At 68.8% G+C, this 24,945-nt stretch carries 19 protein-coding genes; 7 read left to right on the top strand and 12 right to left on the bottom strand.

Going from position 1 to position 24,945, the window contains the following annotated elements; genetic code table 11:
• Positions 1 to 48 precede the first annotated feature (48 nt).
• The 5 genes from ABZS71_RS05005 to ABZS71_RS04985 all read left to right on the top strand — a co-directional run bounded on the left by ABZS71_RS05005 (position 49) and on the right by ABZS71_RS04985 (position 5,680).
• Complete coding sequence (locus ABZS71_RS05005; RefSeq protein WP_356207659.1) at positions 49 to 1,359, top strand: sugar ABC transporter substrate-binding protein; 1,311 nt, start codon at positions 49 to 51, stop codon at positions 1,357 to 1,359.
• Positions 1,352 to 2,317, top strand: coding sequence for a sugar ABC transporter permease (locus ABZS71_RS05000; RefSeq protein WP_356207658.1), 966 nt, complete (start codon positions 1,352 to 1,354; stop codon positions 2,315 to 2,317). Before ABZS71_RS05005 ends, ABZS71_RS05000 begins: the two co-directional genes overlap by 8 nt.
• Positions 2,314 to 3,192, top strand: a complete 879-nt coding sequence (locus ABZS71_RS04995) for a carbohydrate ABC transporter permease (protein WP_355842717.1) — start codon at positions 2,314 to 2,316, stop codon at positions 3,190 to 3,192. The genes ABZS71_RS05000 and ABZS71_RS04995 overlap by 4 nt, the downstream gene beginning before the upstream one ends.
• Entirely contained in the window at positions 3,189 to 4,178 is a 990-nt protein-coding gene (locus tag ABZS71_RS04990) for a zinc-dependent alcohol dehydrogenase family protein (protein WP_356207657.1), read from the top strand. Before ABZS71_RS04995 ends, ABZS71_RS04990 begins: the two co-directional genes overlap by 4 nt.
• 125 nt (positions 4,179 to 4,303) lie before the next feature.
• Positions 4,304 to 5,680, top strand: coding sequence for a hydroxylase (locus ABZS71_RS04985; protein WP_356207655.1), 1,377 nt, complete (start codon positions 4,304 to 4,306; stop codon positions 5,678 to 5,680).
• A gap of 173 nt (positions 5,681 to 5,853) precedes the next feature.
• On the opposite strand, the gene ABZS71_RS04980 is transcribed toward ABZS71_RS04985, so the two are convergent.
• The 10 genes from ABZS71_RS04980 to ABZS71_RS04935 all read right to left on the bottom strand — a co-directional run bounded on the left by ABZS71_RS04980 (position 5,854) and on the right by ABZS71_RS04935 (position 18,505).
• Positions 5,854 to 6,930 carry a VWA domain-containing protein gene (locus ABZS71_RS04980; protein ID WP_356207653.1) on the bottom strand — a complete coding sequence of 359 codons (1,077 nt, stop codon included), beginning with the start codon at positions 6,928 to 6,930 and terminating at the stop codon, positions 5,854 to 5,856.
• Entirely contained in the window at positions 6,923 to 7,768 is an 846-nt protein-coding gene (locus ABZS71_RS04975) for a MoxR family ATPase (protein ID WP_356207651.1), read from the bottom strand. Before ABZS71_RS04975 ends, ABZS71_RS04980 begins: the two co-directional genes overlap by 8 nt.
• A 160-nt stretch (positions 7,769 to 7,928) precedes the next feature.
• Complete coding sequence (locus ABZS71_RS04970) at positions 7,929 to 10,331, bottom strand: xanthine dehydrogenase family protein molybdopterin-binding subunit (protein ID WP_356207649.1); 2,403 nt, start codon at positions 10,329 to 10,331, stop codon at positions 7,929 to 7,931.
• Between the two features lie 63 nt (positions 10,332 to 10,394).
• A complete protein-coding gene (locus ABZS71_RS04965; protein ID WP_355842698.1) occupies positions 10,395 to 10,901 on the bottom strand; it encodes a (2Fe-2S)-binding protein in 507 nt (168 codons plus the stop codon).
• 61 nt (positions 10,902 to 10,962) lie between these two features.
• Complete coding sequence (locus ABZS71_RS04960; protein WP_356207648.1) at positions 10,963 to 11,844, bottom strand: xanthine dehydrogenase family protein subunit M; 882 nt, start codon at positions 11,842 to 11,844, stop codon at positions 10,963 to 10,965.
• A 303-nt stretch (positions 11,845 to 12,147) separates the two neighbouring features.
• A complete protein-coding gene (locus ABZS71_RS04955; protein WP_356207646.1) occupies positions 12,148 to 12,639 on the bottom strand; it encodes a (2Fe-2S)-binding protein in 492 nt (163 codons plus the stop codon).
• Positions 12,636 to 13,556 (bottom strand): FAD binding domain-containing protein, encoded by a 921-nt coding sequence (locus tag ABZS71_RS04950; protein ID WP_355842690.1) that lies wholly within the window; start codon positions 13,554 to 13,556, stop codon positions 12,636 to 12,638. Before ABZS71_RS04950 ends, ABZS71_RS04955 begins: the two co-directional genes overlap by 4 nt.
• Positions 13,553 to 15,841: a xanthine dehydrogenase family protein molybdopterin-binding subunit gene (locus tag ABZS71_RS04945; RefSeq protein WP_356207645.1), complete on the bottom strand. Its 2,289-nt coding sequence runs from the start codon at positions 15,839 to 15,841 to the stop codon at positions 13,553 to 13,555. Before ABZS71_RS04945 ends, ABZS71_RS04950 begins: the two co-directional genes overlap by 4 nt.
• The gene (locus tag ABZS71_RS04940) at positions 15,838 to 17,448 is read right to left on the bottom strand and encodes a hydantoinase/oxoprolinase N-terminal domain-containing protein (RefSeq protein WP_356207643.1); all 1,611 of its coding nucleotides are present in this window, start codon (positions 17,446 to 17,448) and stop codon (positions 15,838 to 15,840) included. Before ABZS71_RS04940 ends, ABZS71_RS04945 begins: the two co-directional genes overlap by 4 nt.
• Entirely contained in the window at positions 17,435 to 18,505 is a 1,071-nt protein-coding gene (locus ABZS71_RS04935) for a DUF917 domain-containing protein (protein WP_356207642.1), read from the bottom strand. The genes ABZS71_RS04940 and ABZS71_RS04935 overlap by 14 nt, the downstream gene beginning before the upstream one ends.
• Before the next feature lie 94 nt (positions 18,506 to 18,599).
• Between ABZS71_RS04935 and ABZS71_RS04930 the strand changes: the two genes are divergently transcribed.
• A complete protein-coding gene (locus ABZS71_RS04930; protein WP_356207641.1) occupies positions 18,600 to 20,081 on the top strand; it encodes a helix-turn-helix domain-containing protein in 1,482 nt (493 codons plus the stop codon).
• A gap of 112 nt (positions 20,082 to 20,193) precedes the next feature.
• On the opposite strand, the gene ABZS71_RS04925 is transcribed toward ABZS71_RS04930, so the two are convergent.
• Entirely contained in the window at positions 20,194 to 21,810 is a 1,617-nt protein-coding gene (locus ABZS71_RS04925) for a hypothetical protein (RefSeq protein WP_355842675.1), read from the bottom strand.
• A gap of 337 nt (positions 21,811 to 22,147) precedes the next feature.
• Between ABZS71_RS04925 and ABZS71_RS04920 the strand changes: the two genes are divergently transcribed.
• On the top strand, positions 22,148 to 23,143 hold the full coding sequence (locus tag ABZS71_RS04920) for an LLM class flavin-dependent oxidoreductase (RefSeq protein ID WP_355842672.1): 996 nt from the start codon (positions 22,148 to 22,150) through the stop codon (positions 23,141 to 23,143).
• A gap of 125 nt (positions 23,144 to 23,268) precedes the next feature.
• On the opposite strand, the gene ABZS71_RS04915 is transcribed toward ABZS71_RS04920, so the two are convergent.
• Entirely contained in the window at positions 23,269 to 24,870 is a 1,602-nt protein-coding gene (locus ABZS71_RS04915; protein WP_356207639.1) for a helix-turn-helix domain-containing protein, read from the bottom strand.
• Positions 24,871 to 24,945: the final 75 nt, after the last annotated feature.

Below are 24,945 nucleotides of genomic sequence, written 5' to 3'. Positions count from 1 at the left end.
GTTATGCCAGTCCTGACTCTTCGTGCTGCCCGGATACCGGTGGTGGCCATGACCGCGGGAGCGCTCCTCGCGGGGTGCGCCGGTATGGGGGGCGGCAGCTCCGGTGGCAAGACCATCAATGTTCTTATGGTGAACAACCCGCAGATGATGGAGTTGCAGAAGCTCACCGCCAAGCATTTCACCAAGGAAACCGGCATCAAGGTGAATTTCACGGTGCTGCCGGAGAACGACGTCCGCGACAAGATCAGCCAGGACTTCTCCAACCAGGCCGGGCAGTACGACGTCGCCACCATCAGCAACTTCGAGGTGCCCTTCTACGCCGAGAACAGCTGGCTGCTGCCGCTGGACGATCACGTTGCCAAGGACAAGGCCTTCGACCAGAAGGACATCCTGCCCCCGATGCGGGAGTCGCTGACCGCGGGTGACGGCCAGCTGTACGCCGAGCCCTTCTACGGCGAGTCGTCCTTCCTGATGTACCGCAAGGACATCTTCGCCGAGAAGCATCTGAAGATGCCCGAGCGGCCCACCTGGAACCAGGTCGCGGATCTCGCGGCCAAGGCCGATGGCGCCCGCAAGGGGATGAACGGCATCTGTCTGCGCGGGCTGCCCGGCTGGGGGGAGCTGATGGCCCCGCTCACCACGGTCGTCAACACCTTCGGCGGGACCTGGTTCACCAAGGACTGGAAGGCGCAGCTCACCTCGCCCGAGTTCACCAAGGCGACCAAGTTCTATGTCGACTTGGTCCGCAAGCACGGCGAGGCGGGCGCGGCCCAGTCCGGGTTCGCCGAGTGCCTCAACAACCTCACCCAGGGCAAGAGCGCCATGTGGTACGACGCCACCTCGGCCGCCGGTTCGCTGGAGGCTGCCAAGTCCCCGGTCAAGGGCAAGATCGGGTATGTCCAGGCGCCGGTGGTGAAGACCAAGAGCTCCGGCTGGCTCTACACCTGGGCCTGGGGCATCCAGAAGGCCTCGCGCAACACCGACAACGCGTGGAAGTTCGTCTCCTGGGCCTCCAGCAAGAAGTACGAGGCCCTGGTCGGCAAGACATTCGGCTGGGCCAACGTCCCCGCGGGCAAGCGGGCGTCCACCTACGCCAACCCGGACTACCGCGACTCCGCCGGCACCTTCTCCGAGGTCACCCGTGAGGCCATCAGCAACGCCAAGCCGCGCGACCCCGGCGTGCAGAAGCGGCCGACCATCGGCATCCAGTTCGTCGACATCCCCGAGTTCGCTGATCTCGGCACCAAGGTCGCCCAGGAGATCAGCGCCGCCATCGCCGGAAAACAGTCCGTCGATTCGGCATTGAAGAAGTCGCAGAAGCTGGCCGAGAAGGTCGGCGAGGAGTACCGAGATGAGTAATCCGACGACGGCGGTCCCCGTACCCGGCGGACGGCCACCGACCGTGGCCACCGCCCCGCAGCGCACGCCTGGACCGGCCAGGAACCGCGCACGCGAATGGGCCACCCGGGCGCCTCTGATGCCCGCGCTGATCTTCCTGATCGTGGTCACCCAGCTTCCGTTTGTGGCAACGCTGGTGATCTCCTTCTTCGACTGGAACTCCTTCCGTCCCGATCAGCGCGCATTCGCCGGTCTGGACAACTACACGACGGTGGCGAGCGACGCGGCGCTGCGCGACTCGATCCTGACCACCGTGTTGCTGACCGCGACCGTGGTGATCGTCAGCGTGGTGCTGGGACTGGCGCTGGCGCTGCTGCTGGACCGTAAATTCCGCGGCCGGGGGGTCGTGCGGACGATGCTCATCGCACCGTTCCTGCTGGTCCCGGTGGCGTCCGCGCTGTTGTGGAAGCATGCGCTGTACAATCCGGAGTACGGGCTGTTCAACGGTGTGCTCAACTGGCTGGGCGGGCCGCAGCCCGACTGGATCTCCGATATGCCGCTGATGGCGGTGGAGGCGTCGCTGATCTGGCAGTGGACGCCGTTCATGATGCTCATCCTGCTGGCCGGACTGCAGAGCCGCCCGCTGGACATGATCGAGGCGGCCCGGCTGGACGGGGCCGGCAACTGGCAGGTCTTCCGTTTTCTGACCCTGCCGCATCTGCGCCGCTATCTGGAGCTCGGCACCCTGCTGGGGTCTGTATACATCGTGCAGAACTTCGACGCCGTCTTCACCATCACCCGGGGCGGGCTCGACACCGCCAACCTCCCTTACACCATCTACGAAACCTTCTACAACGCCCACGAGTACGGGCTGGCATCGGCCGCCGGTGTGCTGGTGGTGATCGGCACGATCATCATTGCCACCTTCGCGCTGCGCGTGGTGTCGTCCCTCTTCCGTGAGGAGGGATCCCGCCCATGACCTCCTTGACCGCGACCGCGGCCGTCACCGCGGTTCCGCCGGCCGCCCGCCGGGCCAGGCGCCGTGGTGCGGCGCTCGGCCTGCTGGCCTGGTTCACCGGCATCGTGTTCGTGCTGCCGGTGCTGTGGATGGCGCTCACCTCATTCCACTCCGAGCCCGACGCCGCCACCAATCCGCCGTCCCTGGCCGCCCCGCTCACCCTGGACGGCTACCGCGAGTTCTTCGGGGCGGGCGGCGGAGCCAGCCCCTGGCCCGCGCTGCTCAACTCGATGGGCGCGAGCATCTTCTCGACCTGCTTCGTTCTCCTGCTGGCGCTTCCGGCGGCGTACGCGCTGTCGATCCGGCGGGTGCGCAAGTGGACCGACGTGATGTTCTTCTTCCTGTCCACCAAGATGCTGCCGGTGGTGGCCGGGCTGCTGCCGGTGTATCTGTTCGCGAAGAACACCGGCTTCCTGGACAACATCTGGCTGCTCGTCATCCTCTACACCTCGATGAATCTGCCGATCGCCGTGTGGATGATGCAGTCCTTCCTCGCCGACATCCCCGTGTCCATCATCGAGGCCGCCCAGATGGACGGGGCCCGGCTGCCCACCATTCTGGCGCGGGTCATCGCCCCGATCGCGGGGCCGGGCATCGCGGCCACCTCGCTGATCTGTTTCATCTTCAGCTGGAACGAGATGCTCTTCGCCCAAGTGCTCACCGGTGTGGTCGCCCAGACCGCCCCGGCGTTCCTGACCGGCTTCGTCACCAGCCAGGGCCTGTTCCTCGCCCAGGTGTGTGCCGCGTCGATCGTCATTTCCCTGCCGGTGCTCGCCGCCGGCTTCGCCGCCCAGGACAAGCTGGTCCAGGGCCTGTCGCTAGGAGCAGTCAAATGAGGGCCGCCGTCATCGAAGCCCCCGGCAAGGTCACCGTCACCACCGTCCCGGACCCCACCCCGGGGCCCCGGGAGGTAGTGGTCGATGTGGCGGCCTGCGGTCTGTGCGGCACCGATCTGCACATTCTGCAGGGGGAGTTCGCGCCGACGCTGCCGATCGTCCCCGGGCATGAGTTCGCCGGGGAGGTCGTGGGCATCGGCAGCGAGGTCACCGAGGTGGCGGTGGGCGACCGGGTGGCCGTGGACCCCTCCCTGCACTGCCATGAGTGCCGCTACTGCCGGATCGGCCGGGGCAATCTGTGCGACAACTGGAACGCCATCGGCGTCAGCGTTCCCGGCGGCGCCGCCGAGTTCGCGGTCGCGCCGGTGGCCAACTGCGTACGGCTGCCGGAGCATGTGGACGTGGCGGACGCGGCCCTGATCGAGCCGCTGTCCTGTGCGGTGCGCGGCTATGACGTGCTGAGCGGCAATCTGGGCGCCGAGGTGCTGATCTACGGCTCCGGCACCATGGGGCTGATGATGCTGGAGCTGGCCAAGCGGACCGGTGCCACCAGCGTCGACGTCCTCGACGTCAACCCGGAGCGGCTGGCCACCGCCCGTACGCTCGGCTGCACCCGGGCCGGCGGCTCGGCGGACGAGCTGGAGCAGCCGCGCGGCTGGGACGTGGTCATCGACGCCACGGGCAACCAGGCCGCCATCCAGGACGGCTTGGGCCGGGTGGCCAAAGCCGGAACGTTCCTGCAGTTCGGTGTCGCGGACTATGCGACGCGGGCCACCATCGAGCCGTACAAGATCTACAACCAGGAGATCACCATCACCGGCTCCATGGCCGTGCTGCACAGCTATGAGCGGGCCGCCGGGCTGTTCGCGGCCGGGGTGCTCGATCCGCAGATCTTCATCAGCCACCGGCTGCCGCTGGCGGAGTACCCCAAGGCGCTGGAGCAGTTCCGGTCGGGCCAGGGGCGCAAGATCGTGGTCGTGCCGTAGGCCCGAGTCCTGATCGTGGGCCCGGTGAGGAGGGCCGTGTGCCCTCCTCACCGGGCCAGGTTGACGGGCCCTGCCCGGAGCCCCAGGCTTGGGCCGTATCGATCATGGGCCGGGAGGGGCTGGGGATGAGCGGCAGCGCGGTAGTGGTGGGCGGCGGGCTGGCGGGAACGCTGGCGGTGGGCGCGCTGATCGGGCACGTGGACACCGTCACGGTCGTCGAGCGCGACCGCTACCCCGACCGGCCCGTCTTCCGCAAGGGCGTCCCCCAGGGCCGCCATCTGCATGTCTTCCTCAGCGGCGGACAACTGGCCCTGGAGAAGCTGCTGCCCGGGACCACCGCGGACCTGGAGGCGGCGGGCGCGCGCCGGATGGAGGCGCCCCGCGATGTGATCACCAAGGGGGCGAACGGCTGGCAGCGCCGCTATCACGAGGGCAAACACGCCGTGGTCAGCTGCACCCGTCCGCTCTTCGACGCCACCGTACGGGAGCGGGTGCTCGCCGAGGCCGCCGGCTCCGGGACCCGGGTGGAGGTGCTGGAGGCGAGCGAGGCCATCAGGCTGCTCGGCAGCGCGGAGCGGGTGACCGGCGTACGGGTGCGCTCGCGCGATGCGGGGCACGCCGAGCGCGACCTCAACGCCGATCTGGTCGTCGATGCCTCCGGACGCGCCTCGCGCGCCCCCCAGTGGCTGGCCGAACTCGGCCGTCCGGCCCCGCGCGAGGAGGTCGTCGATGCCGGAATCGGCTACTCCACGCAGATGTTGCGGCCCACCGAGCCCTTCGACATGGCCGTGGTCGTCCAGCCGCGGCCCGACTGCCCGCGCGGCGCCGCGTGGGCACCCGTCGAGGGCGGCAACTGGCTGCTGACGCTGTCCGGTGCGCGCGGCCAGCATCCGCCCACCGACGGGTCCGCCGTACTCGCCTTCGTGGAGTCCCTCGGCGAACCGCATCTGGTCGACAACCTCAGAACCTCGGACGCCGTGTCGCCCCCGCACGGATTCCGCGACACCTTCAACCGCCGCCGGCACTATGACGCTCCGGGCGGCGTCCCCGAGGGGTACCTCGCGGTCTCGGACGCCGCCTGCACGTTCAACCCGATCTACGGGCAGGGCATGTCGGTCGCCGCGCTGAGCGGCCTGGCCCTGCGCGAGGCGCTCGCCGACGGCGGCCTGCGGCCGGGCTTCGCGCCCACGGCGCAGCGCGCGGTGGCACGGGCGAGCGACACCGCCTGGCTGACAGCGGTCGGCGCGGACCGCCCGTACGCCCAGGACACGGACGCGACGCCGCCGGGCCTCGCCGAGCGGATGCAGACGTGGTACTTCGGGCGCCTGGTCGACCGGGCGGCGATCGACCCGGTGGTCGGCGCGGCCTTCCGCGACATCACCCACCTGGCCGCCGGCCCCTCCCGGCTGCTCTCCCCCGTCGTAGCGCTGCGCACGATCCTGCTGCCGCGCGGTGCGGGCCTGGCGGCGATGCCGCTGCGGGCGGAGAGCGCGACGGGCTGATCCCACCCGGGGGGCTCCGCCCCCGGCCCCGGCCTCACTCCGGGCGTGTCCTCAAGCGCCGGACGGGCTGAAAACCGCGCCCGCTGTCGGTCTTGATGCGCCGGGGCCGGACCGGGAGTTCTCGCCCCGGGGCTGGGCCCCGCCGGCGCTCGGGCACCGGGCCCCGGGACGGCTCATCGTGGGCCAAGGGCTCCGGCCAGTCCCTCGGCCAGGCCGGCGAGGTTGTGTCCGCCGGAGAAGACATCGATGTGGGGCAGTGCGGCCTGCATTCCGCGTACCAGCGGTTCGTACGCCGGATCCTCCTTGAGGGGGTTGAGCCACACCACTCGGTGAGCGAGGCGGGACAACCGCAGCATCTGCTGTCCGAGCAGCTGCGGGTCACCGAACTCAAGCCCGTCCGAGCAGATGACCACCCATGCCCCTCGGGCGAGCCCACCATGGCCGTATTCGTCGAGGAAGCGCTTGAGGGATTCGCCGATACGCGTGCCGCCGTCCCAGTCGACGACCTCGTCGGCGGCCCGTCGCAGTGCTTCGTCCGGCGTGCCCTGCGCCAGCTCGCGGGTCACTCTCGTCAGCCGGGTGGCGAAGCAGAACACCTCCCACCCCCGCCGGGCCCGCACTCCGGCATGGGCGAAGAAGAGCAGCGCACGCGAGTAGGCCGCCATCGAACCGGAGACGTCGAGGAGGAGGATCACCCTGCGCGGGCGGCGCTTGCGGACCCGCCAAGTACGCTGCACCGGCTCGGCTCCCGTACGGAAGGAGGCCCGCAGAGTGCGCTGGAAGTCGGGCGATCCCTTGCGGGCGGCCCGGTACCGCCGGGAACGCCGGGTAGCCACCGGCAGGTGCGCGCCGGCCGCGGACAACGCGTGGAGCTCGTCCTCGGTGCAGTCGGCGAAGGACTTCTTCCGCAGCAGCTCGACGTAGCCGGCCATGGCGACCTGCTGGTCGGCGTCCTCGTCGGACGGGTCGGCCAGCCCCGCGGTGTCCGCAGTCCGCGTCAGGGACGGCGCGTCCGGCTGCGGCTCCGGCATGGACACCGAATCGTGGCCGCGGAAGAAGGCCCGGAAGACGCGGTCGTAGACCGCGATCTCATCCCGGTCGCTGACCAGGGTGGCCAGGCCCGCCCAGTAGAGTTCCTCGAGTTCGGCCGCGGCGCGGCAGAAGTCGATGATCTGGCCGCTGCCCACGGCCAGGCCCTCCGCACGCAGCACCCGGCAGAAACGGGTGGCGAGCTCTACCGGGTCACTCACCGACGAGCTCATGCAGCCGCGGTTCGACCAGGCGCATGTCGTCCTGGTTCTTGATCGCCCAGCCGAGCGTCAAGCGCCCTGCCTCACCGGTGACGGCCTCGGCTCCCAGCAGCGCGAGCGCGTTGGCCCAGTCGATCGTCTCCGCGCTGCCCGGCCGCTTGATCAGGTCGAGCTCGCGCAGACGCGCCACGGCGGTGACGACCGAACGGGCCAGCGGCTCCGACACGTTCGGGGCCCGCAGCCGCACGATCTCCACCTCCCGCTCGAGCTCGGGGAACTCGATCCACTGGTACATGCACCGCCGCTTCAGCGCGTCGTGCAGCTCCCTGGTGCGGTTGGACGTGAGGATCACCGCGGGCGGCGACACCGCCCGGATCGTGCCGAGTTCGGGGACGGTCACGGTGAATTCGGAGAGCACCTCCAGCAGGAAGGCCTCGAACTCGTCATCGGCCCTGTCGATCTCGTCGATCAACAGCACGGCCCGCTTCTCGGCCCGAATCGCCTGGAGCAACGGCCTGGCGAGCAGGAAGTCCGGGCCGTACAGCTGTCGTACCCGGTCCTGGGCATTGATCTCCCCGTCCTGCAGGGCGCGGGCGAACAGCAACTGGCGTCCGTAGTCCCACTCGTAGAGCGCCTGCGAGGCGTCGATGCCCTCGTAGCACTGCAGGCGTATGAGCTCGGTGTCCAGGACACCGGCCAGTGTCTTGGCGATCTCCGTCTTGCCGACCCCGGCTTCACCCTCGAGCAGCAGTGGCCGACCCATCTTGAGGGAGAGCAGGATGGCGGTGGCCAATCCACGCCCGGCCAGGTAGTTGCGATCGCGCAGGACGTCCTGCACTTCATCGACGGTATCGAACGGAAGACCGGACGGCCCGCCGCTTCGATGCTGCTCGTTGTTCATCGCTGCCCTTCCAGCTGGTGCCGGGTTGCCGCGACCTCGGGCGCGGCAACCCGGCACCGACTCTGCTCGATTGCTGTGCACTCGCCGCGTTCTCCGGCTAGCCGATCTTGCCCATCAGCCGCAGCACGTAGTCGGGCGTGAGCGGCAGCTTCTCGATGCGGGCTCCGAACGGGGTGAGAGCGTCCGCCACCGCGTTGGCCAGGCTGGCGGGGGCGGCGATCTGACCACCCTCGCCCATGCCCTTGATGCCGCCCACGGTGAAGGGAGACGGCGTCTCGATACTGATCACCTCGATCGGCGGCACGTCGCAGAACGTGGGCACCAGGTAATCCATGTACGTCGTGGTGAGCGGCTGGCCCTCGTCGCTGTAGATCAGGTGCTCGAGCATCGCGCCGCCGAGTCCCTGGACGATCGCGCCGTGCACCTGCGCTTCCACGATCATCGGGTTGATCACCATGCCGCAGTCCTCGACCGCGACGATGCGGTCCAGGGTGACCACGCCGGTGTCGGCGTCCACCTCGCACAGCGAGACGATGCAGCCGTTGGCGTAGTTGGCGGGCGGGTCGTAGAACCGGGTTGCCGACAGCAGCGGTTCGCTGTTGCGCACGTCCGAGTCCCAGTGCGCTGCGTAGGCCACGTCGGCCAGGGCCTTGAACCGCGACGGGGTGCCCGCGACGGAGACCTTCCCGTCTTCGATCATCAGGTCCTCCGGGCTGGCCTCGAGCATCTTCCCGGCCACCTGCAGGATCTGCTCGCGGACGTCCGCGGCGGCCCTGGCCACGGTGGCACCGCCGATAACGGCGCTGCGGCTGGCGTAGGTGCCCAGTCCGTACGGCGTGTTCGAGGTGTCGCCGTGCAGGACCACGATGTCCTCGATGTCCACCCCGAGGCCGTCGGCGGCGACCTGGGCGAGCGAGGTCTCGTGCCCCTGGCCGTGGCTGGACACGCTGACCGCGACGGTCACCTTGCCCGACGGATCGACAGTGACGGTGGCGTTGTCGTGCGACGGCAGCGGCGTTCCGGCCTGGGCCGACGATTCGCTGCCCCACGCGGTCTGCTCCACGTAGGAACTGATGCCCAGACCGATGTAGCGGCCCTGCTTGCGCAGTTCCTCCTGCTTCTCGCGGAACCCCGAGTAGTCGACGGCCTCGAGCGCCTTGTCAAGCGACTCCAGGTAGCTACCGCTGTCGTAGACCTGACCGGTGCACGAGAGGTACGGAAGCTCGTCGGAGTGGAGCATGTTGCGGCGGCGGAACTCCGCCGGATCGATGCCGAGGCCGCGTGCGATCTCGTCGAAGAGGAGTTCCCGCGCGGTGTTCGCGGCGGTCCAGCCCACTCCGCGGTACGCCGCCACGGGGCTCTTGTTGGTCAGGAAGGCCCCGACCTCCTCACGGTAGTTCTCGATCCGGTACGGGCCGGGCAGCGCCTTCGCCGCGAGCGCCGGCTCGATCAGCGCGCTCTCGGTGTTGAAGGAGTAGCCTCCGCCATCACCGACGAACTCCCCGCGGACACCGAGTACCTTGCCGTCGTTGGTGACGGCGACCTCGAGGCTGATCGACTGCTGCTTGGAGTGGGTGGCCGCGATGAGGTGCTCGTGCCGGTCCTCGATCCACTTGACCGGACGCCCGAGCTGGGTCGCGATGTAGGGAATGGCGATCTCTTCGGGCACCGTGCACATCTTCTGGCCGAACCCGCCGCCGACCTCGGGTGCGATCACCCGGACCTTGTTCTCGGGCAGGCTGAGCTGGCCGGCGATCACCGAGCGCAGGAAGTGCGGCATCTGGGTCGACGACCAGACGGTCAGCTGCTGGTCGGCGCGGTCGAAGTTGGCCAGCACCCCCCTGGTCTCCATGGGTGCCGCCATGTAGCGGTTGTGGTGGAACTCCGTGCTGAACACGCGGTCGGCCCTGGCGAACGCCTCGTCGACCTCGCCGTGCGTTTCCGCCTGGCGGTAGATCTCGTTCGTGCCCAGTTCCTCGAACAGCAGCGCGGCGTCCGACGCACCGGCAGCCGCCACATGCGGCACCGGCGGCAGCTCCTCGTACTCGACGGCAGCACCGAGTGCCTCGGCCGCGTCTTCGGCGGCGTAGCGGTCCGCTGCGAGGACGATCGCCACCGCGTCCCCGACGAACCGGACCTTGTCGATCGCGACGACCTGCTGGGGCGTCCTCAGGAGGTTGTCGAGCGCGACGTGGTCGATCAGCGGCGGCACATCGCGCAGGTCCTCGCCCGTGAAGGCGAACACGGTCTTGCCAAGCCCTGGCAACACGGACTTGTCGATGGAGACGATGCGGGCGTGCGGGTGGGGGGAGCGGACGTACACGGCGTGCAGCATCCGGGGCAGATCGAGATCCGCCACGTAGCGGGCCGCACCGGTCAGATACCGCGCGTCCTCAAGACGCCTGGCCGGCTTTCCGATCCACTTTCCCTTGCGGATCGCGCGGTTGTCGCCTCCCCACTTCCGGATCGCCTGTTCCCTGAGGTCCAACGTTTCAGACATGTGAGCTCTTCCTCTCGCCGGAAGGTGTTGCCGTCCTGCTGCTCTGCACCGGGGGAATGGCCGTCATGAAACTCGGACGTCCTTCTCCGCTGTCTTCGCTGCTTCGGCAGCGGCCGCGGTCGACTTGATGATGTTCTGGTAGCCGGTGCACCGGCAGAGGTTCCCGTTCATCCCCTCGCAGATCTGCTCCCGCGTGGGCTCGGGGTTCTCGGCGAGGAAAGCATGCGCGGTTATCAGCATTCCGGGTGTGCAGTATCCGCACTGCAGGCCGTGATTCTCGGCGAAAGCCTTCTGGATGTGGTCGAGTTCGCCGTCCGAGGCGAGTCCCTCGACGGTGGTGATTTCTGATCCCTGAGCCTGGACGGCGAACATCAGGCAGGCCCGGACGGCACGGCCGTCGACCAGGACGGTGCACGCCCCGCAGACACCGTGTTCGCAACCGAGCTTGGTTCCGGTGAGGTCGAGATCGTCACGGAGAACGTCAGCGAGCGTCCTCCGCGGCTCGACCAGTAGCTGATGCGGAATGCCGTTGACATTCAGCTCCACAATCTGCTTCGAGCTCGTTGTCATGCCGAATCTCCTTCGCCTTGGTCGGACATCGCGAGCGGGCAGTGCGCGCTGCGCGGGGTGGTCACGCGGGAGATCCCGCACGGTCGAGTGACCGGGTGATGGCCCGCTTCGTCAGCAGGCCCGCAACGTGGCGCCGGTAGTCCGCACTGCCGTGGATGTCGTCGGTCGGCCGCACCGCGGCGGAGGCTTCGTCCGCCGCACGTTCGAGGAGGTCACCGCCTATTTCGCTGGCCTTGACACCGGTGATCAGCTGCTCGACGGCGGTCATCCGCAGGGGAGTGGGAGCGCCGCCGAAGATAGTGATCCGCGCCCTGCTCACGGTGTCGGCCTCGAGCGAGATGAGCGCCACCACACCGAGAATGGCGAAGTCGCCGTGCCGACGGGCGACTTCCTCGAAGTACCAGCCGGTTCGCCCGCTCGGTACGTCGAATTTCACCTCCGTGACGATCTCGTTTGGCTCGAGCAGGGTGGTGAGGTACGACTCGAAGAAGTCGTCCGAGCCGATGGTGCGCGTTCCTGTGGCACTGCGGGCGGTGATCTCACCACCGACGGTCAGGAACACCGCCGGCATTTCGGCAGCCGGATCCGCGTGGCAGATGCTCCCAACGATGGTGCCACGGTTGCGGATTTGCGAGTGGCCGACATGGGATAGCGCCTCCCGTACCACGGGCAGCACCGAGTGGATTTGGTCGGAGCGCTCCACGGCGAACTGCCGCGTCGCCGCCCCGATCGCCACGTGATCCGGTTGGACCCGCATGTGGTCAAGGCCCGCGATGGAGTTGATGTCCACGAGGTTCTCAGGGGCGGCCAGCCGGAGATTCAGTACGGGAACAAGGCTCTGGCCGCCGGCCAGCACCTTCGAGTCGTCCGGGTCGGAATCAAGGATGCCGACCGCCTCATCGATCGTTCGGCAGGCGTGGTACTTGAACGGAGGTGGCTTCATGGCTGGTCGTCTCCCAGGTTGAGAGCGCTCGGAATCGGAGGCTTTCGGGCGAGCCCACGTACATCGTCGAAGTGGCGGCGGCGGACCCGATCGAGCTGATGATCTGCGAGGCTAGTGGCCCCGTGGCATTGCATCTTTAGGCGTTCGGCCGAAGCTTGGAAGGCCACTTGTTTATTCTGCACAAGGTGTTTCCGTCCGATGGCCGTGATGTTTGGGCACTGTCGCCGCCGGGCGGTGGCACCTCGAGGAACAGTCCCCCGAGACGCGCTCGGGGGACTGCGGAGGACGCTGCGGTGCCTCCGGCTATCCAGCCGTACCGGCCTGGTCCGGCAGCTGTTCGGCCGCCGCCCTCACCACAGCCCGGACGATCTTCTGATAGCCCGTGCAGCGGCACAGGTTTCCACCCAGTGCCAGCCGGACCTCGTCCTCGTCGCACGACGGGTTGGTGTCCAGCAGGGCCTTGGCGGACATCACGATGCCTGGTGTGCAGAAGCCGCACTGCACACCGCCCTCCTCCAGCAGCGCCTGCTGGATCGGGTGCGGTCGCGAGGGCTCCGACACGCCTTCGATCGTGGTGATCTCCCGCCCACCGGTCTGCAGGGCGAGATAGGAGCAGGAGTTCACCGGCCGCCCGTCCACAAGCACCATGCATGCGCCGCACTCGGAGTCGTCGCACCCCTCCTTCGGCCCGGTCAGGCCGATGTCCTCCCGCAACATGTTCAGCAGCGATCGGTGCGGCTCGACGTCCACGGACGTCTCGACGCCGTTGACCCTCACGTTGAGCGGATACCTCATCCTGTACTCCCGGCGTTGACCGTGGGCAGATTGCGATTGGCGGGGACGGCGATATCGGTTCCCGCGGCGCGCGCGGCGGCGACCGTCAGCGCCCGGCGCACGACGACCGAGATCATGGCCCGGCGGTACCGGGCGCTCGCCCTGACGTCGGTGATCGGCTGTACGGCCTCGGCCGCGAGGGCCGCCGCGTCGCGGAAGGCCGCGGCGTCCGGCTGGAGTCCGGGCAGAAGGGTTTCGGCCTCCCGCGCCCGTACGCACGTGGGTGCTGCCGCGCTCAGTGCGATCCGGGAGTCGGCCACCCGGCCGTCGTCCCCGAGCGTGACCAGTACGGCCGCCCCGACGACCGCGATCTCCATCGCGCGCCGGTGCTCCAGACGGACGTACGCACTCCCTGTCGCGGGGGGCAGATCCGGCAGGCGCACCGAGGTGAGCAGTTCGTCGGACTCGGCGGTGGTGCGGCCGGGGCCGACGAGCAGATCCGCGACCGGCACGGTGCGAGCCCCGCGATGGCTCAGCAGCTCCACATCGGCCTCGAAGACCAGGAGCGGGGCACCGGTGTCCATCGCCGGCGAGGCGTTCATCAGGTTGCCGCCCAGCGTGCCCATGTTCCTGGTGGCGGGTGAGCCGACCAAGGCGGACGCATCGGCCAACGCGGACCAGTTGTCACCGACCAGAGGCGATCGTTCGAGCCACGCATGGGATGTCAGAGCTCCCAGACGCAACCCTTCTTCGGTCTGCACCCGGGAAGTCAGGTCGGTCGCGCCGTGGATGGCGATCAGCGCCTCTGGCATGGGGTGTTTGCCGCCCCTGGCGGCCACTACCAGGTCGGTCCCGCCCGCGACCACGCGCGCGCCCTCGTTCTCTGCCAGCAGCGCGGCGGCCTCCGCCGCGGTGGTTGGCGCGAAATAGCGGCTCATGCCGGCTCTCCTTCTTGCTCGTGCAGTGCCGTCCACACGCGTTCAGCTGTCATGGGCAGGGCACGGACCCGTGTGCCGGCCGCCGCAGCGATCGCGTTGCCGATGGCCGCGGCGGTGCCCACGACCGGCGGCTCGCCCACCGCCTTGGCGCCGTGTGGTCCCCCTTGTTCGACCGGGTCCTCGAGCAGCTCGACGTTGACGCGGGGAGCGTCAGCGGCGGTGAGCAGTTTGTAGCCCAGCAGGCCGGGGTTGAGCTGGTGCCCGCCGTCGTACTGGCTTCCCTCCAGCACCGCCATGCCGACCGAGTGGATCACACCGCCCTCGACCTGGCCCTGAGCGCCGAGTGGATTAAGGACGCGGCCGAACTCGTGCACGGCGGTCACTTCGGGCACCGTGACGGTGCCGGTGTCCGGGTCGACGCGGACCCTGGCGATGTGGCAGAAGAAGGAGGGCGCAAGGAAGGCGGAGTACCCGAGCCGGCCCCCACAGCCGCGCAGGTCGTGCTCCGGCAGTGATGGCGGGTTGCCCGAACCACTGCCGATCAGCAGGGAGGACTGGTGCGATTGTGCCGCGACCCTCGCGATCGGCAGCGCCCTGGACGGAACGCCGCGGACCCGGGCAGCCCCATCGACGAGTTCGAGGTCCTCCTCGGCGACCTCCAGCATCTCAGCCGCCTGCCGCAGGAGCTTCGTACGGACTTCCCTGGATGCCTCGATCACCGCCCGTCCGTTGTTGAACGTGGTCTGGCTGCCGGCACTGCCCAGATCGAACGGCCCGGCCTCGGTGTCCTGGTACACGATGGAGAACTGGTCCGGCCGCATGCCGAGTTCCTCGGCGGCGAGCGTGGTCAGGCCCATCACCGAGCCACTGCCGTTCTCCTGCGCTCCGGTGACGATCGTTCCGGTCCCATCGGCGTTGAGCTTCACGTACGCACCGGAGCTTGCGGGCAGGCTGAACCACCAGCCCACCGCGATCCCCAGGGCCTCGCCGGGAGCGAGGTCCTTGCCGGGCCATCCCGCGATCTCGGCCGCGCGCCGCAGGCACTCCTCCGCACTCGAGCTGATGAACCGCTGACCGGTCTGACCGGTGTCTCCGGCCCGGACGAGGTTGCGGCGGCGGAACTCGAGCGGATCCAACCCCACGCGCCTGGCGAGTTCGTCGGTGTGCTGCTCCACTGCCCAGCAGGCCTGCGGCCCGCCGGGGGCTCGGACGCTGCCGGCAGGGGTGCGGTTGGTGTAGACGGTGTGTACCTCGGCGTGCAGGTTCGGCACTCGGTAGGGCCCGGCCACCATCATCAGGCCGATCTCTGTCGCGAACAGTGCGTCCCCGCAGTAGGCGCCAGAGTTGAGCAGTATTCGTGCTCGCCGCGCGGTGATGGTCCCGTCCGCCTTGACCCCGGTCGTCAACTCGATCTGGGCCGCGTGCCGCACCTTGTCCGTGGCGACGAACTCCTCACGGCGAGTGAAGACGAGCCGGACCGGTCGCCGGGCCCGCCTGGCCAGCAGTGCCACATGGGCCTCGAAGTGGAAGTCACACTTCCCTCCGAATCCTCCGCCGAGGTGCGGAACGACGAGCCGCACGTTGCTCTGCGGGATCTGCAGCGTCTCCGCCACGCCGGCGCGGGCCGGGAACGGCACCTGGCTCGTGCTCCAGATCGTGACCTTGTCACCTTGCCACTGCGCGACGACGGCATGCGGCTCGATCGGGACGGCGTGTGACATGTCGGTGCGGTAGGTCTCGGTGAGAATGTGGTCGGCCTCGGCGAATCCCGCGTCGACGTCCCCCTTGACCGATGTCATGTGGCCGCAGTCGTTCGGGCCCCGGTTCATGCCTTCCTGCGCCTGGTAGCTCTTCCAGTCCGGATGCACCAGCGGCGAGGAGCTCCCCAGCGCCTCCTCCACGTCAAGGATCGGGTCGAGGTCCTCGTAGACCACGCGGATCGCAGCGCAGGCGGCCTCGGCCTGCTCTGGGGTCTCGGCCGCGACGGCGGCCACGATCTCGCCCTCGAACCGGACCACCTCATGGGCGAACAGCGTCCGGTCCTTGACGAACATGCCATACCGCACCATTGGGGCATCGGCCTGGGTGACCACGGCGTGCACCCCGCGCATGGCGCGCGCCGCAGCGGTGTCGATGCTCACGATCCGGGCGTGCGCCCGTTCGGCGTACACGAACTTGGCGTGCAGCAGGCCGGTGAACGCCAAGTCAGCGGTGTACCGGGCTTGACCGGTCACTTTCTCCAGCCCGTCCCTTCGGACGAACTCCTGGCCGATGAGCGAGGTCATGCCGAGTGCCTCCTGGCTCGTTGTGCACTTTCTGATTGCTGCGGGTTGAAGGTCACGGGAGGACCGACCGCCCGAGCCTTGATCCGGACCGCGGGGTCGCGGAGGTAGGTCAGCGGGATCTCCTCGACGTCGACGACCCGTACACCTGCCGGGTCGGCGCCGGCTTGGATGGCCCGCCCCACGGCTTCTGCCGAGACCTCGTCCACGGCCGCCCGGAGGCGGTCGGGACGGCTCGCGCAGATCCGCTCGGCGTGCCCGCTGACGGGGGCGGTGGCGGCCCCGAGTGCGTTGGCGACCTCGAAGTGCGGTGGCCGGATGACTTCGCGGACGCCGGAAAAGCTGTCCGGTGCGATGTCGCCGCCCCCGCCGACCACGATCAGGGGGAGATCGTCGGCCCCCAGCCGGACCCGGTCGACGGCCTCGGCGAGCAACCCGTCCCACAGCTCCAAGTGCTGAGCCAATCCGGTGTGCCACTTGGCCGGGACGGGGCAGGTGCCCGTCGCGGCGCGCCCGGCGGCGACGGCCGCATCCGTGATCGTGGGTGTCGATCCGCCGAAACAGAGTGCTTCGGCAACCAGCGAGCTGCCGACGTTCATCCGGCCGTTCGCCCACTGCTCTGCCGCGCCCAGTACCACGGAGCCACCGCCGACCGGGATGCTGAGCACGTCCGGCAGCCGGAAGTTGGTGTCGACACCGCCAATCGAATTGGGCGGCAGCGATTCCCAGGGAAAGCCGTTGACGAGCCGTCCGACCGCGGTCGTCGCGCCGCCGATGTCGGCGACGATGGCGTCGGTGACTCCGCTGCTGTGCGCACCACCACGCATGCTGTTCGCCGGGCCGCTGCTGATGGTCAGCATCGGGAACCGCAGTGAGTACTCCAGCGCCATGAGGGTGCCGTCGTTCTGGGTGATGTAGCACTCGGCGTCAAGGCCGTTCCGCTCGACCGCGGTGTGGAACGACCGCCCGACGTCGACCGCAACGCCGGAGAGGGCAGCGTTGAGAATGGTGGCGTTCTCCCGCTCCACCAGCCCCATGACGCCGATCTCGTGGCTCATCGAGATGGGGATGTCACCCAGTTCCCGCCGCATGATCTCGGCTGCCCGCAGCTCGTCCGCCGGGTTCACCAGGGAGAACACGGATGTGATGGCGACTGCAGCGGCAGCGGTGCCGACCGCGGACGCGAATGCGACAATCGCCGCCTCGTCGAGGGCCGCGAGCGGTTCGCCGTCGAACTCGCATCCGCCGGCGACGGTCGCGCTGCCGGCGTGAACTGCGTGACGCAGCTCGGGCGGCCAGGCCACCAGCGGCGGTATCGCGAAAGTGAGCGGGGCGCCGATGCGCAGGACGGCGACATGGCGCAGGCCCGAGGCGGTCCGGATCGCGTTCGTGGCGCGCCTGGCACCGAGCGTGGCGCAGCGTACCCGCTTGGGATCGACGGCCGGATCCTCGAGCAGCCGCGCGATCCCCTGTTCGACGCTGGTGCTCAAGTCGTCCGTGGTCGGGACTTTGACCTTGGCGACCAGCGTCCCCGCCCAATCGACGATCACCGCGTCGGTGTTGGTGCCGCCTACGTCGACGCCCAGTCGCAGCTCTTCAGTGGTCGGCACCGGTGACTCCCCGTACGTAGTCCACGTCGTATCCGAACGACCTCGGACCGACTACTCGCAGGCCCTGTTCGGTTCGCCACACGTCTGGTCCGGGGAGGGCCACGACTCCGACCCGCTGCCCGTGGTGCAACCGCTCGGTACCCACCGGGTGGCCGTCCGCGAGGGTGAGCATGGTGATGATGTCCGGGACCGTGACGAGCACCTCGCCGTCCTCGAGAGCGACCAGCAGCTCGTTCTGCAACTCCAGGCGGAGTCGCCGTCCCGCGTAAGCGCCGGTGCCGTCGACGACCGCATGACCGTGGCTGAATCCGACGCCTGTCCGCCGCTGGATCTCGGTGACCCGTCCCTCGATGAGGACACGGCCGGCGGTTTCGTCGGCCAGGGCCTCCGGCCATCCGCTCCGGCGGTTTCTCATCATCTCGCCGATCCGGAGGGACTTGGAGACAGATCCGCGGATCGCGGCCGCCCCGGCGGAGCGGGCGGTCATGGTGTACAGGGCTCCGGCGCAGGTCCCGCCCAACGTGGCGGCACAGCTGCGGACGAGGCGTTCGGCATCCAGGTTCCCAGCCGCCTTGACGACGATGACATTGCCCCGGCCATCGGTCAGCAGGGCCGGACTCGCGGCAATGCCGGCGATATGCATCGCCTGCTGCTGCATCTCGGGGAACGCCCGTCCCATGCCGTCAGCGTCGAGCAGTGGCTTCCCCAGCCGGGACGCCCACATCACCGGCAGCAGGCCGTTCACTCCCGCGATCTCGTAGCACATCATCGCGCTGACCGAGGAGTGGGTGCACTCTTCGACGGCCCGCACCAGCTGCGCGCCCTCCTGGCCGTTCCACACGCGCTCCTGGGCGACCGTGGGCGAGCCGATCAGGCCGCAGGGCATGATCAGGGCCCCGGGATCCAGGCTTCCGGGATCGACGATCTCGACCGGCCCGCTCTCGGCGATGGCGTGGCGGGCCATGACGAGCCCGATGCCGGGGTCTCCGCCGCCGCCGGCGCTCAGGATCGCGCACCCCAGCGCGAACGCCTCGATGTTTGCCGTGTCCAACCGCACGGCATCGAACCTAGGGCTCCGACCTCCCGGGGTTCATTGACGTTGGGCACAAAAGGCTTCTATGTTTTCGTGCACTTCGCCGAGAGGGACTCGTATGACGATGCTCGCCGACCTGAAGGACGCGCCCGGGCTGCGGCTCGAATGCGTGGCCCGTGGCGCCGACGATCCGGAGATTGAATGCGTCTTCGTGGCCGAGCGGCTGCTGGACCTGCAGAACGCGCCTTCGCAGTCCATCGCAGTCCTTGGCTCACACGTCTGCGCGGCCGTGGACGGCTACCAGTTTGACATCGCGTTGCGTATGGCCGTGGCTCGGGGTGTGGCCGCTCTCGTCCTCGCTGAGCCCAATACATCCCCGTTGACCTCCACCTCCGTGGAGACCGCACGCCGGTTCGGGATCACCATTCTTCGCCAGACGGATCCGGTGAACCTGGCGGACCTTGTCACCACTCTCGACGCGGGACTGCGCGGGTCGGCGGAGCTGGCGCTGCGCCGGGCGGTCGAGGCCTTCCAGCGGACCACTGCCATGGCCCCGGATCCCGCGGCAATGGTCCAAGACGTCGCCAAAGCCGCATCTGCGGACATAGACGTCAGATCGGAACCGGATGGCGAACTCTCGTTTCCGGTCCAGGTGGACGGCGAACCGGACCGGTGGGTCGTCGTCCGAGACTCCTCGGCCCGGTCTCGCCCCGAGCTTGTCCTGGTCGGCAGGCTGCTCGCGGACACTCTGGCGCTCGCGGCGGACGCCGCCCGCCGTGCCGAGGAACTGCCGATCCGGTCCCGTGCCGAGCTGCTGTCCGAGATCCTGGACAGTTCGGAACAAGGCCGCTCGGAGCTATTGCGGCGAGCCCGAGCCATGGGCCTGCCCATCGACGGCTGGCACGTCGTGGTGCGGATCGAGCACGACAACGCCGAGGAGCTGTGGCGGGAGGAGGTCGCCGGGTTCGAGGCACGCCAACTGCTCGGCCGGACAGTCCTGGACGCCGTCCGGTCCACCGGCGGCACCTGGCACCTGGCCTGGACGGAACGCTCAGTGCTGGCCGTCAGAATGTGCCGCAACGATCCCGGGCCCTCCGCCGGAGCCCAGGCCACGAAGTCGGCGAACCGGGCGTTGCAGGAGGCGGTACGCCGGTTCCCCGAGGCGGTGCTGTACTGCGGCGTCGGCACCGCGCACTCGGGTTCGCTCGGGCTGATCAACTCCGCCGCCGAAGCCAGAGCGGCCGTCGCCGCCTCCCGGACCCGCAACCGGCCCAACGTCGCCACCGCCTTCGACAACCTCGGCCTGCGGCGCACACTCGTGGAGTGGTACGCCTCGCACACGGCGCGCAAAGCCATCGCCACAGTGCTCGCACCACTCGACCGAATGAGCAACAGCAAAGCCGAGGAGGCGATCAGGACGTTGCAGGTCTACCTCGACAACCACGGCTCGTTGTCGAAGACCGCGGCAGCGCTGCACCTGCATCGCAACTCGGTTGCCTACCGGATTGAACGAATCTTCTCCGAACTCGACGTCGACCCGGACAGCCCCGACGACTGGCTGCTTCTGCAGCTCGCCTGCCGAGCCCGCGGGCTCGCCTGAGATCTCCTCTCAGTACGGGCGGCCGATCAGCGAGCGCCAGTCGGCGCACTTCTCCGTGGTGCCGTGCCGGGTGGCGCGCAGGAGTACGCCACCCGGCACCCGTCATCCGTGCTCAGCGCCCGGTGGAGCCGCGCGCCTCCGAGCGTGCATGCCGGTAGAACGTGGGACTGGCCTGGGCGTCGCCCGCGCAGATCGCCTGGTGCCCGTGGCTCGGGTCCCGGTCCATCTCGACGGCCAGGTAGAACTTCCCGCAGCGGTGGCAGCGGATCCTCGCCTCCCACGGGTCGTCGACCTCCTTGCGCGGGTCCCGCGGTCGCTGCATGACCGTCCGCTCCGGGCCGGACAGGGCGAGCACCAGCAGTTCCACCAGCGCCGACACCACGAAGGACAGCGGCAGTGCCCAGGTCGCGGTCCACGAGCTGTCGTCACCGACGCTGAGCATCACCATCCCGACGGCCGTTCCTGCCGCCCAGGCGGACAGACCACCCCAGTTGAACAGCGTCACGCGGCCCGGCCGCCACTCGGTGTGCTCCGCGGACGGCCCGCGGAACCAGCCCCAGGCGATCCAGACCAGCACGCACGCCGTCCAGGTGACCGTCAGCACCGACTGGTACCGCAGCGCGGCGAGCAGGAACGAGAAGACGTCGCTGAGCATCACCACGTACACGATCGCGCCCACGATGATCGCCCACGTCACCCGCGACAACTTCAGTTTGAAGACGCGGGCGGCCACGTTCTCGAGGTTGGTGGTCGCAACGTAGAAATTTGCGGTATTTATTCTTGTTTGACTAATCCATACCAGGATGACCGCCGTCAGGCCCATCAACTGCACCATGCCCAGCACGCCGGAGAGCTCGGTCAGCTGCCCCTTCGAGGGGATCGTCAGGGCGATGAAGATGCCGATCAGACCGTTCACCAGGATCGTGAACATGTAGAAGCCTGGACCGAAGGTCAACCAGCCGTTGACCCGGATGTCGCGGCGCGAGGTCCGGCCGAACCGCGCGTAGTCCCAGGTGAACATCATCAGCACCCAGTCACCCATGTACACGGTGAACGCCCAGAACCAACCGGGCCCGCTTACCTGGATCTCGTCCGGACGCCAGGTGAGCCAGTCCCCGCCGGTGCCGTGCGCCTGGACCGTCCAGACCACCGCGACGACCAGCCCGATGACGTAGAACGGGAACAGCAGTCCGTTGAACTTGTCCAGGAAGACCCGGACGCCGCCGAACACCAGCGGCACGCTGTAGGCCACCACGATCAGGTACCAGATCTTCAGGTCGACGCCGCCGAAGTACTCATGGAAGGCGACGGCGATCACCGAGCCTTCGAAGGTGGCGAAGTAGATCGAGATCACGGCGACCAGCAGCGGGGCCAGGACCCCGCCCGCGTAGCCGAACAACCCGCGGGAGAACAAGTTGACGGTCGTGCCCGTGCGGGCTGCGTAGGCCGACAGCACGTAGTTGACGGCGCCGTAGGCGATCACGGACAGCACCATGCCGATGATGGCGTCCACCGTGCCGACGGTGAGCGCCACCAGCGCGCCGAGGATCAGCCAGAACATGGCGCTGGCCAGAGCCCACCAGGCGCTCGCCAGCGGCAGCGGACTCATCCGCCACGAGCGCGGCACGACATGCTGGGTGTAGTCCTCGGTGGCGGCCTCGCGCACGACCTCGGGATCGTCGGTGTAGATCACCTCGAGATCGGCTGATCTGGTCGGGTCGACTTTCATGGGCATTCGCTCCTTGAGTGGCTGGGGCCATGTGTTCACGCGGCACCTGCGAAGGCGAAGCCAGGGGTCCGCGAGCGCCGCGGTCAGGCGTCGGCGGCCCGCTCGATGGACGCATGCGAGAGCGATCGGGCGGGACGCACGGCAGATCGTGCCCCCGGTTTGCCCGCGACGACGTCTCCGGATCAGACATATGACGGGCCGAACTTTGCCCAGCTCGACTGTTCCCCCCAACTGCGGCCGAAGCGACAGTGGTGCCCTGGAAACGGATCATCCCGACGACGGTCGCAAGTGCGCCGGACCGTGGGTGCTGTCGGCGTCGACCCCAGAGGAGTGAGTCATGAACAAGGTGCCGGTTGGTGTGTTCATTGCGACGGCGACGACGCCGCCGGAGCAGGTGGGTCCGCTGGCCCGCCAAGCGGAGGACCTCGGTTTCGGCGAGGTCTGGGTCGCCGAGGACTGCTTCTACTACGGCGGCTTCACCGCGGCGGGGCTGGCCCTGCAGGCCACCACGGACATCACCGTCGGTCTCGGCATCATTTCCTCGATGACCCGTCACCCTGCGATGACCGCGATGGAGATTGCCACACTGGCGCGGGTCTACCCGGACCGCTTTCTGCCGGGCATCGGCCACGGCGTGCCGGCCTGGACCGACCAGATGGGACTCACCCCCCGCTCGCCGCTCACCGCCCTGGACGAGTGCGTGACCAGTATCCGGCGGCTGCTGTCCGGCGAGACCGTCGACAACGAGGGCCGGCAGTTCACCTTCCGGGACGTGTCCCTGAGCTTTGTGCCCGACGCCGAGGTCCCACTGCTCACCGGCGTGCTCGGGCCCAAGTCCCTGCGCCTGTCGGGCAAGATCGCGGACGGCACCGTGATGAGCGTGCTGGCGGGCACCAAGTACATCGAGTCCGCACTCCAGCACATCCGCACCGGGATGACCGAGGCCGGTCGCAGCTCACACCTGTTGCCGACCTTCGCGCTGTTCAGCGTCAACAAGGACAGCAAGGCCGCACGCGCCGCGGTCCGGCCGCTGCTGGCCTTCTACCTCGAAGCCGTCGGCCCGCACAACGCGCTGACGGAGGCCTTCGGCTACAACGACCACCTGGCCGAGTTGATGAGCGAGGGCGGCACCGACCGACTGGTGCGGGAGATGCCGGAGGAATGGATCGACGAGCTGGCCGTGGCCGGCGATCCCGACCAGGTCGGCGCCCGCATCGAGCAGCTGCTCAAGGCGGGCGCGACGAGTGTCGTGCTGTCGCCGGTCAACCCGGAGAGCGCGGCTGAAGAGCTGGAACTTGTCGGGAAGTCCGTGCTGCCGGCACTTGGTCGCTGACGTCTTCGTGCCCTGCGTCGCCACCACCGGAGGTATACGTTCCCGGTGGTGGCGATGCCGCCGCGGCCAGGCTGCCGTCGTAACGTCCGGCCGCGCGAAGTGAGCCGGAACCGGGATCGGCCGGGTCAGTCGCCGAGGGACAGCCGCAGCTGCAGTTCCGCGACGAGTCTTTCCACCGGGTCGTCCAGGTTCAACCCGGACAGCTGTTGGATCCGCTGCAGCCGGTAGCGCAGCGTGTTGCGGTGGACGTAGAGCAGCTTGGCGGCCTCGGTGAGGTCGCACGCCGCATCGAAGTAGGCGAGCAGAGTGGCAATGTAATTGGTGTTGCGTTTCTCATCCAGCTCACGCAGTACGTCGATACTGCCCTGCAGAAGCTGTGGACGCTCATGGGCGAGCTCGCGGATTTCCGCCAGCACCGCCCTGGGCCGAAGCTCGTCCGGGGACGCGATGTCCGGCTCGTCGGTGCTCACGAGCAGACGCACGATCCGGTCGACCTGGGTGCGGGCCGCGGGCAGCGCGTCGAGGGAGTCGATCAAAGCGCTCATCCCGGCCACGAGCCGGACGTCGAGCTGGTTGGCCGTCAGGGTCACGATCTCCTGTGCCAGGGACGTGCTGGCCTCCCCGGAGGATGTGTCGGGGATCAGCGCGTAGATATGATCGCCTGCGGCCACTGCGGTTCCCCGTCGTTCCCCCATCTCGGCCCGCAATGCCACGAGACCGTGGACGAACAGCCGCTCCGCCCGGTCACCTGACCACCCGCCGCGGGGCCGGAACGCGAGGACGCGGAACCGCTCCCCGTCGCACGCTCCCAGCCGGGCGGCCAGCAGCGAGGCCAACCCGGTCCCCTCCAGCACACCGCGCAGGCACTGGGCCCGCAGTCTGCGGTCGACGTCCTCGACTGCCTTCGTCCGGACGATCTGTGCGGCCGCAATTCGCGCGATCTCGGTCAGTGCGGCTTCCGCATCGGGCGCGAACGGCCGGGTGCCCTGGACCACCCAGATATAGCCGAGCACGTCGATGCCGGCCCGGATGGCGGACACCAGCCGGGGGCACTGGCCGGGCGGGTCCAGCCGAACCGGGCGCAACGACTCGCGGATCTTGCCCATCGCACCCGAACCACGCAGCCACTCCATGAAGCTCTGCGGTGGATAGCGGCAGAGGATGGACGCGCGCCGCAGCTCGTCGATCTCGCCGCCGCGCGTGGAGAAGGCCTGCACGTGCATGCTCGCGTCGTCGATCTCCACCTCGCCACCGAGGTCCGCAGCCGCAGCGTCGGCAAGCGCGAAGAGATCACCGATGGACACCGTGCCCTCGTGGTCGGTACGGAACGCGTGGCCGGTGGCGACCGCGGCCCGCACCTGGGCGTGCAGGTGTTCCCAGGCCAGGTCGGGCGGTGCCACCAGAACCGCCACGTCCGCGCGGTCGGCCACCGCTCGGGCCCACTCGTGCTGTTCCAGGCCCTTCAGCACCACAGCGGATGCCTCCGCCTTGGCCGCCATCTCGATCAGCTGCACCAGACCGGGCGAATCACCCGAGACCCCTACCGCGAAGATGATGTCGTCGCGGCCGATGTGCACCGGGTTGGCGACGTCCCAGATCACCGCGGTGCGCACCCGCCGGTCGAGACCGGCGGGTGCTCGGACGACCTCCAGGAAGCCGCTGCCCAGCTGCGCCAGCAGCTGTTCGAGGGAGATCGCGTCTTTCGGCTGCGCGCTAGCGGTGCGCACCACCGAATCGGCCGACCTCTTCCTCGACATGGGTACGGACACGCGTCTCGCCGCCTCCTGTTCGTGTCGGAACGA

It is taken from the genome of Streptomyces sp. NPDC005393 (assembly GCF_040606675.1).
GTDB lineage: Bacteria > Actinomycetota > Actinomycetes > Streptomycetales > Streptomycetaceae > Streptomyces.
Note: the sequence above shows the minus strand (reverse complement) of the source record. Positions and strands in the feature narration are given on the sequence as shown.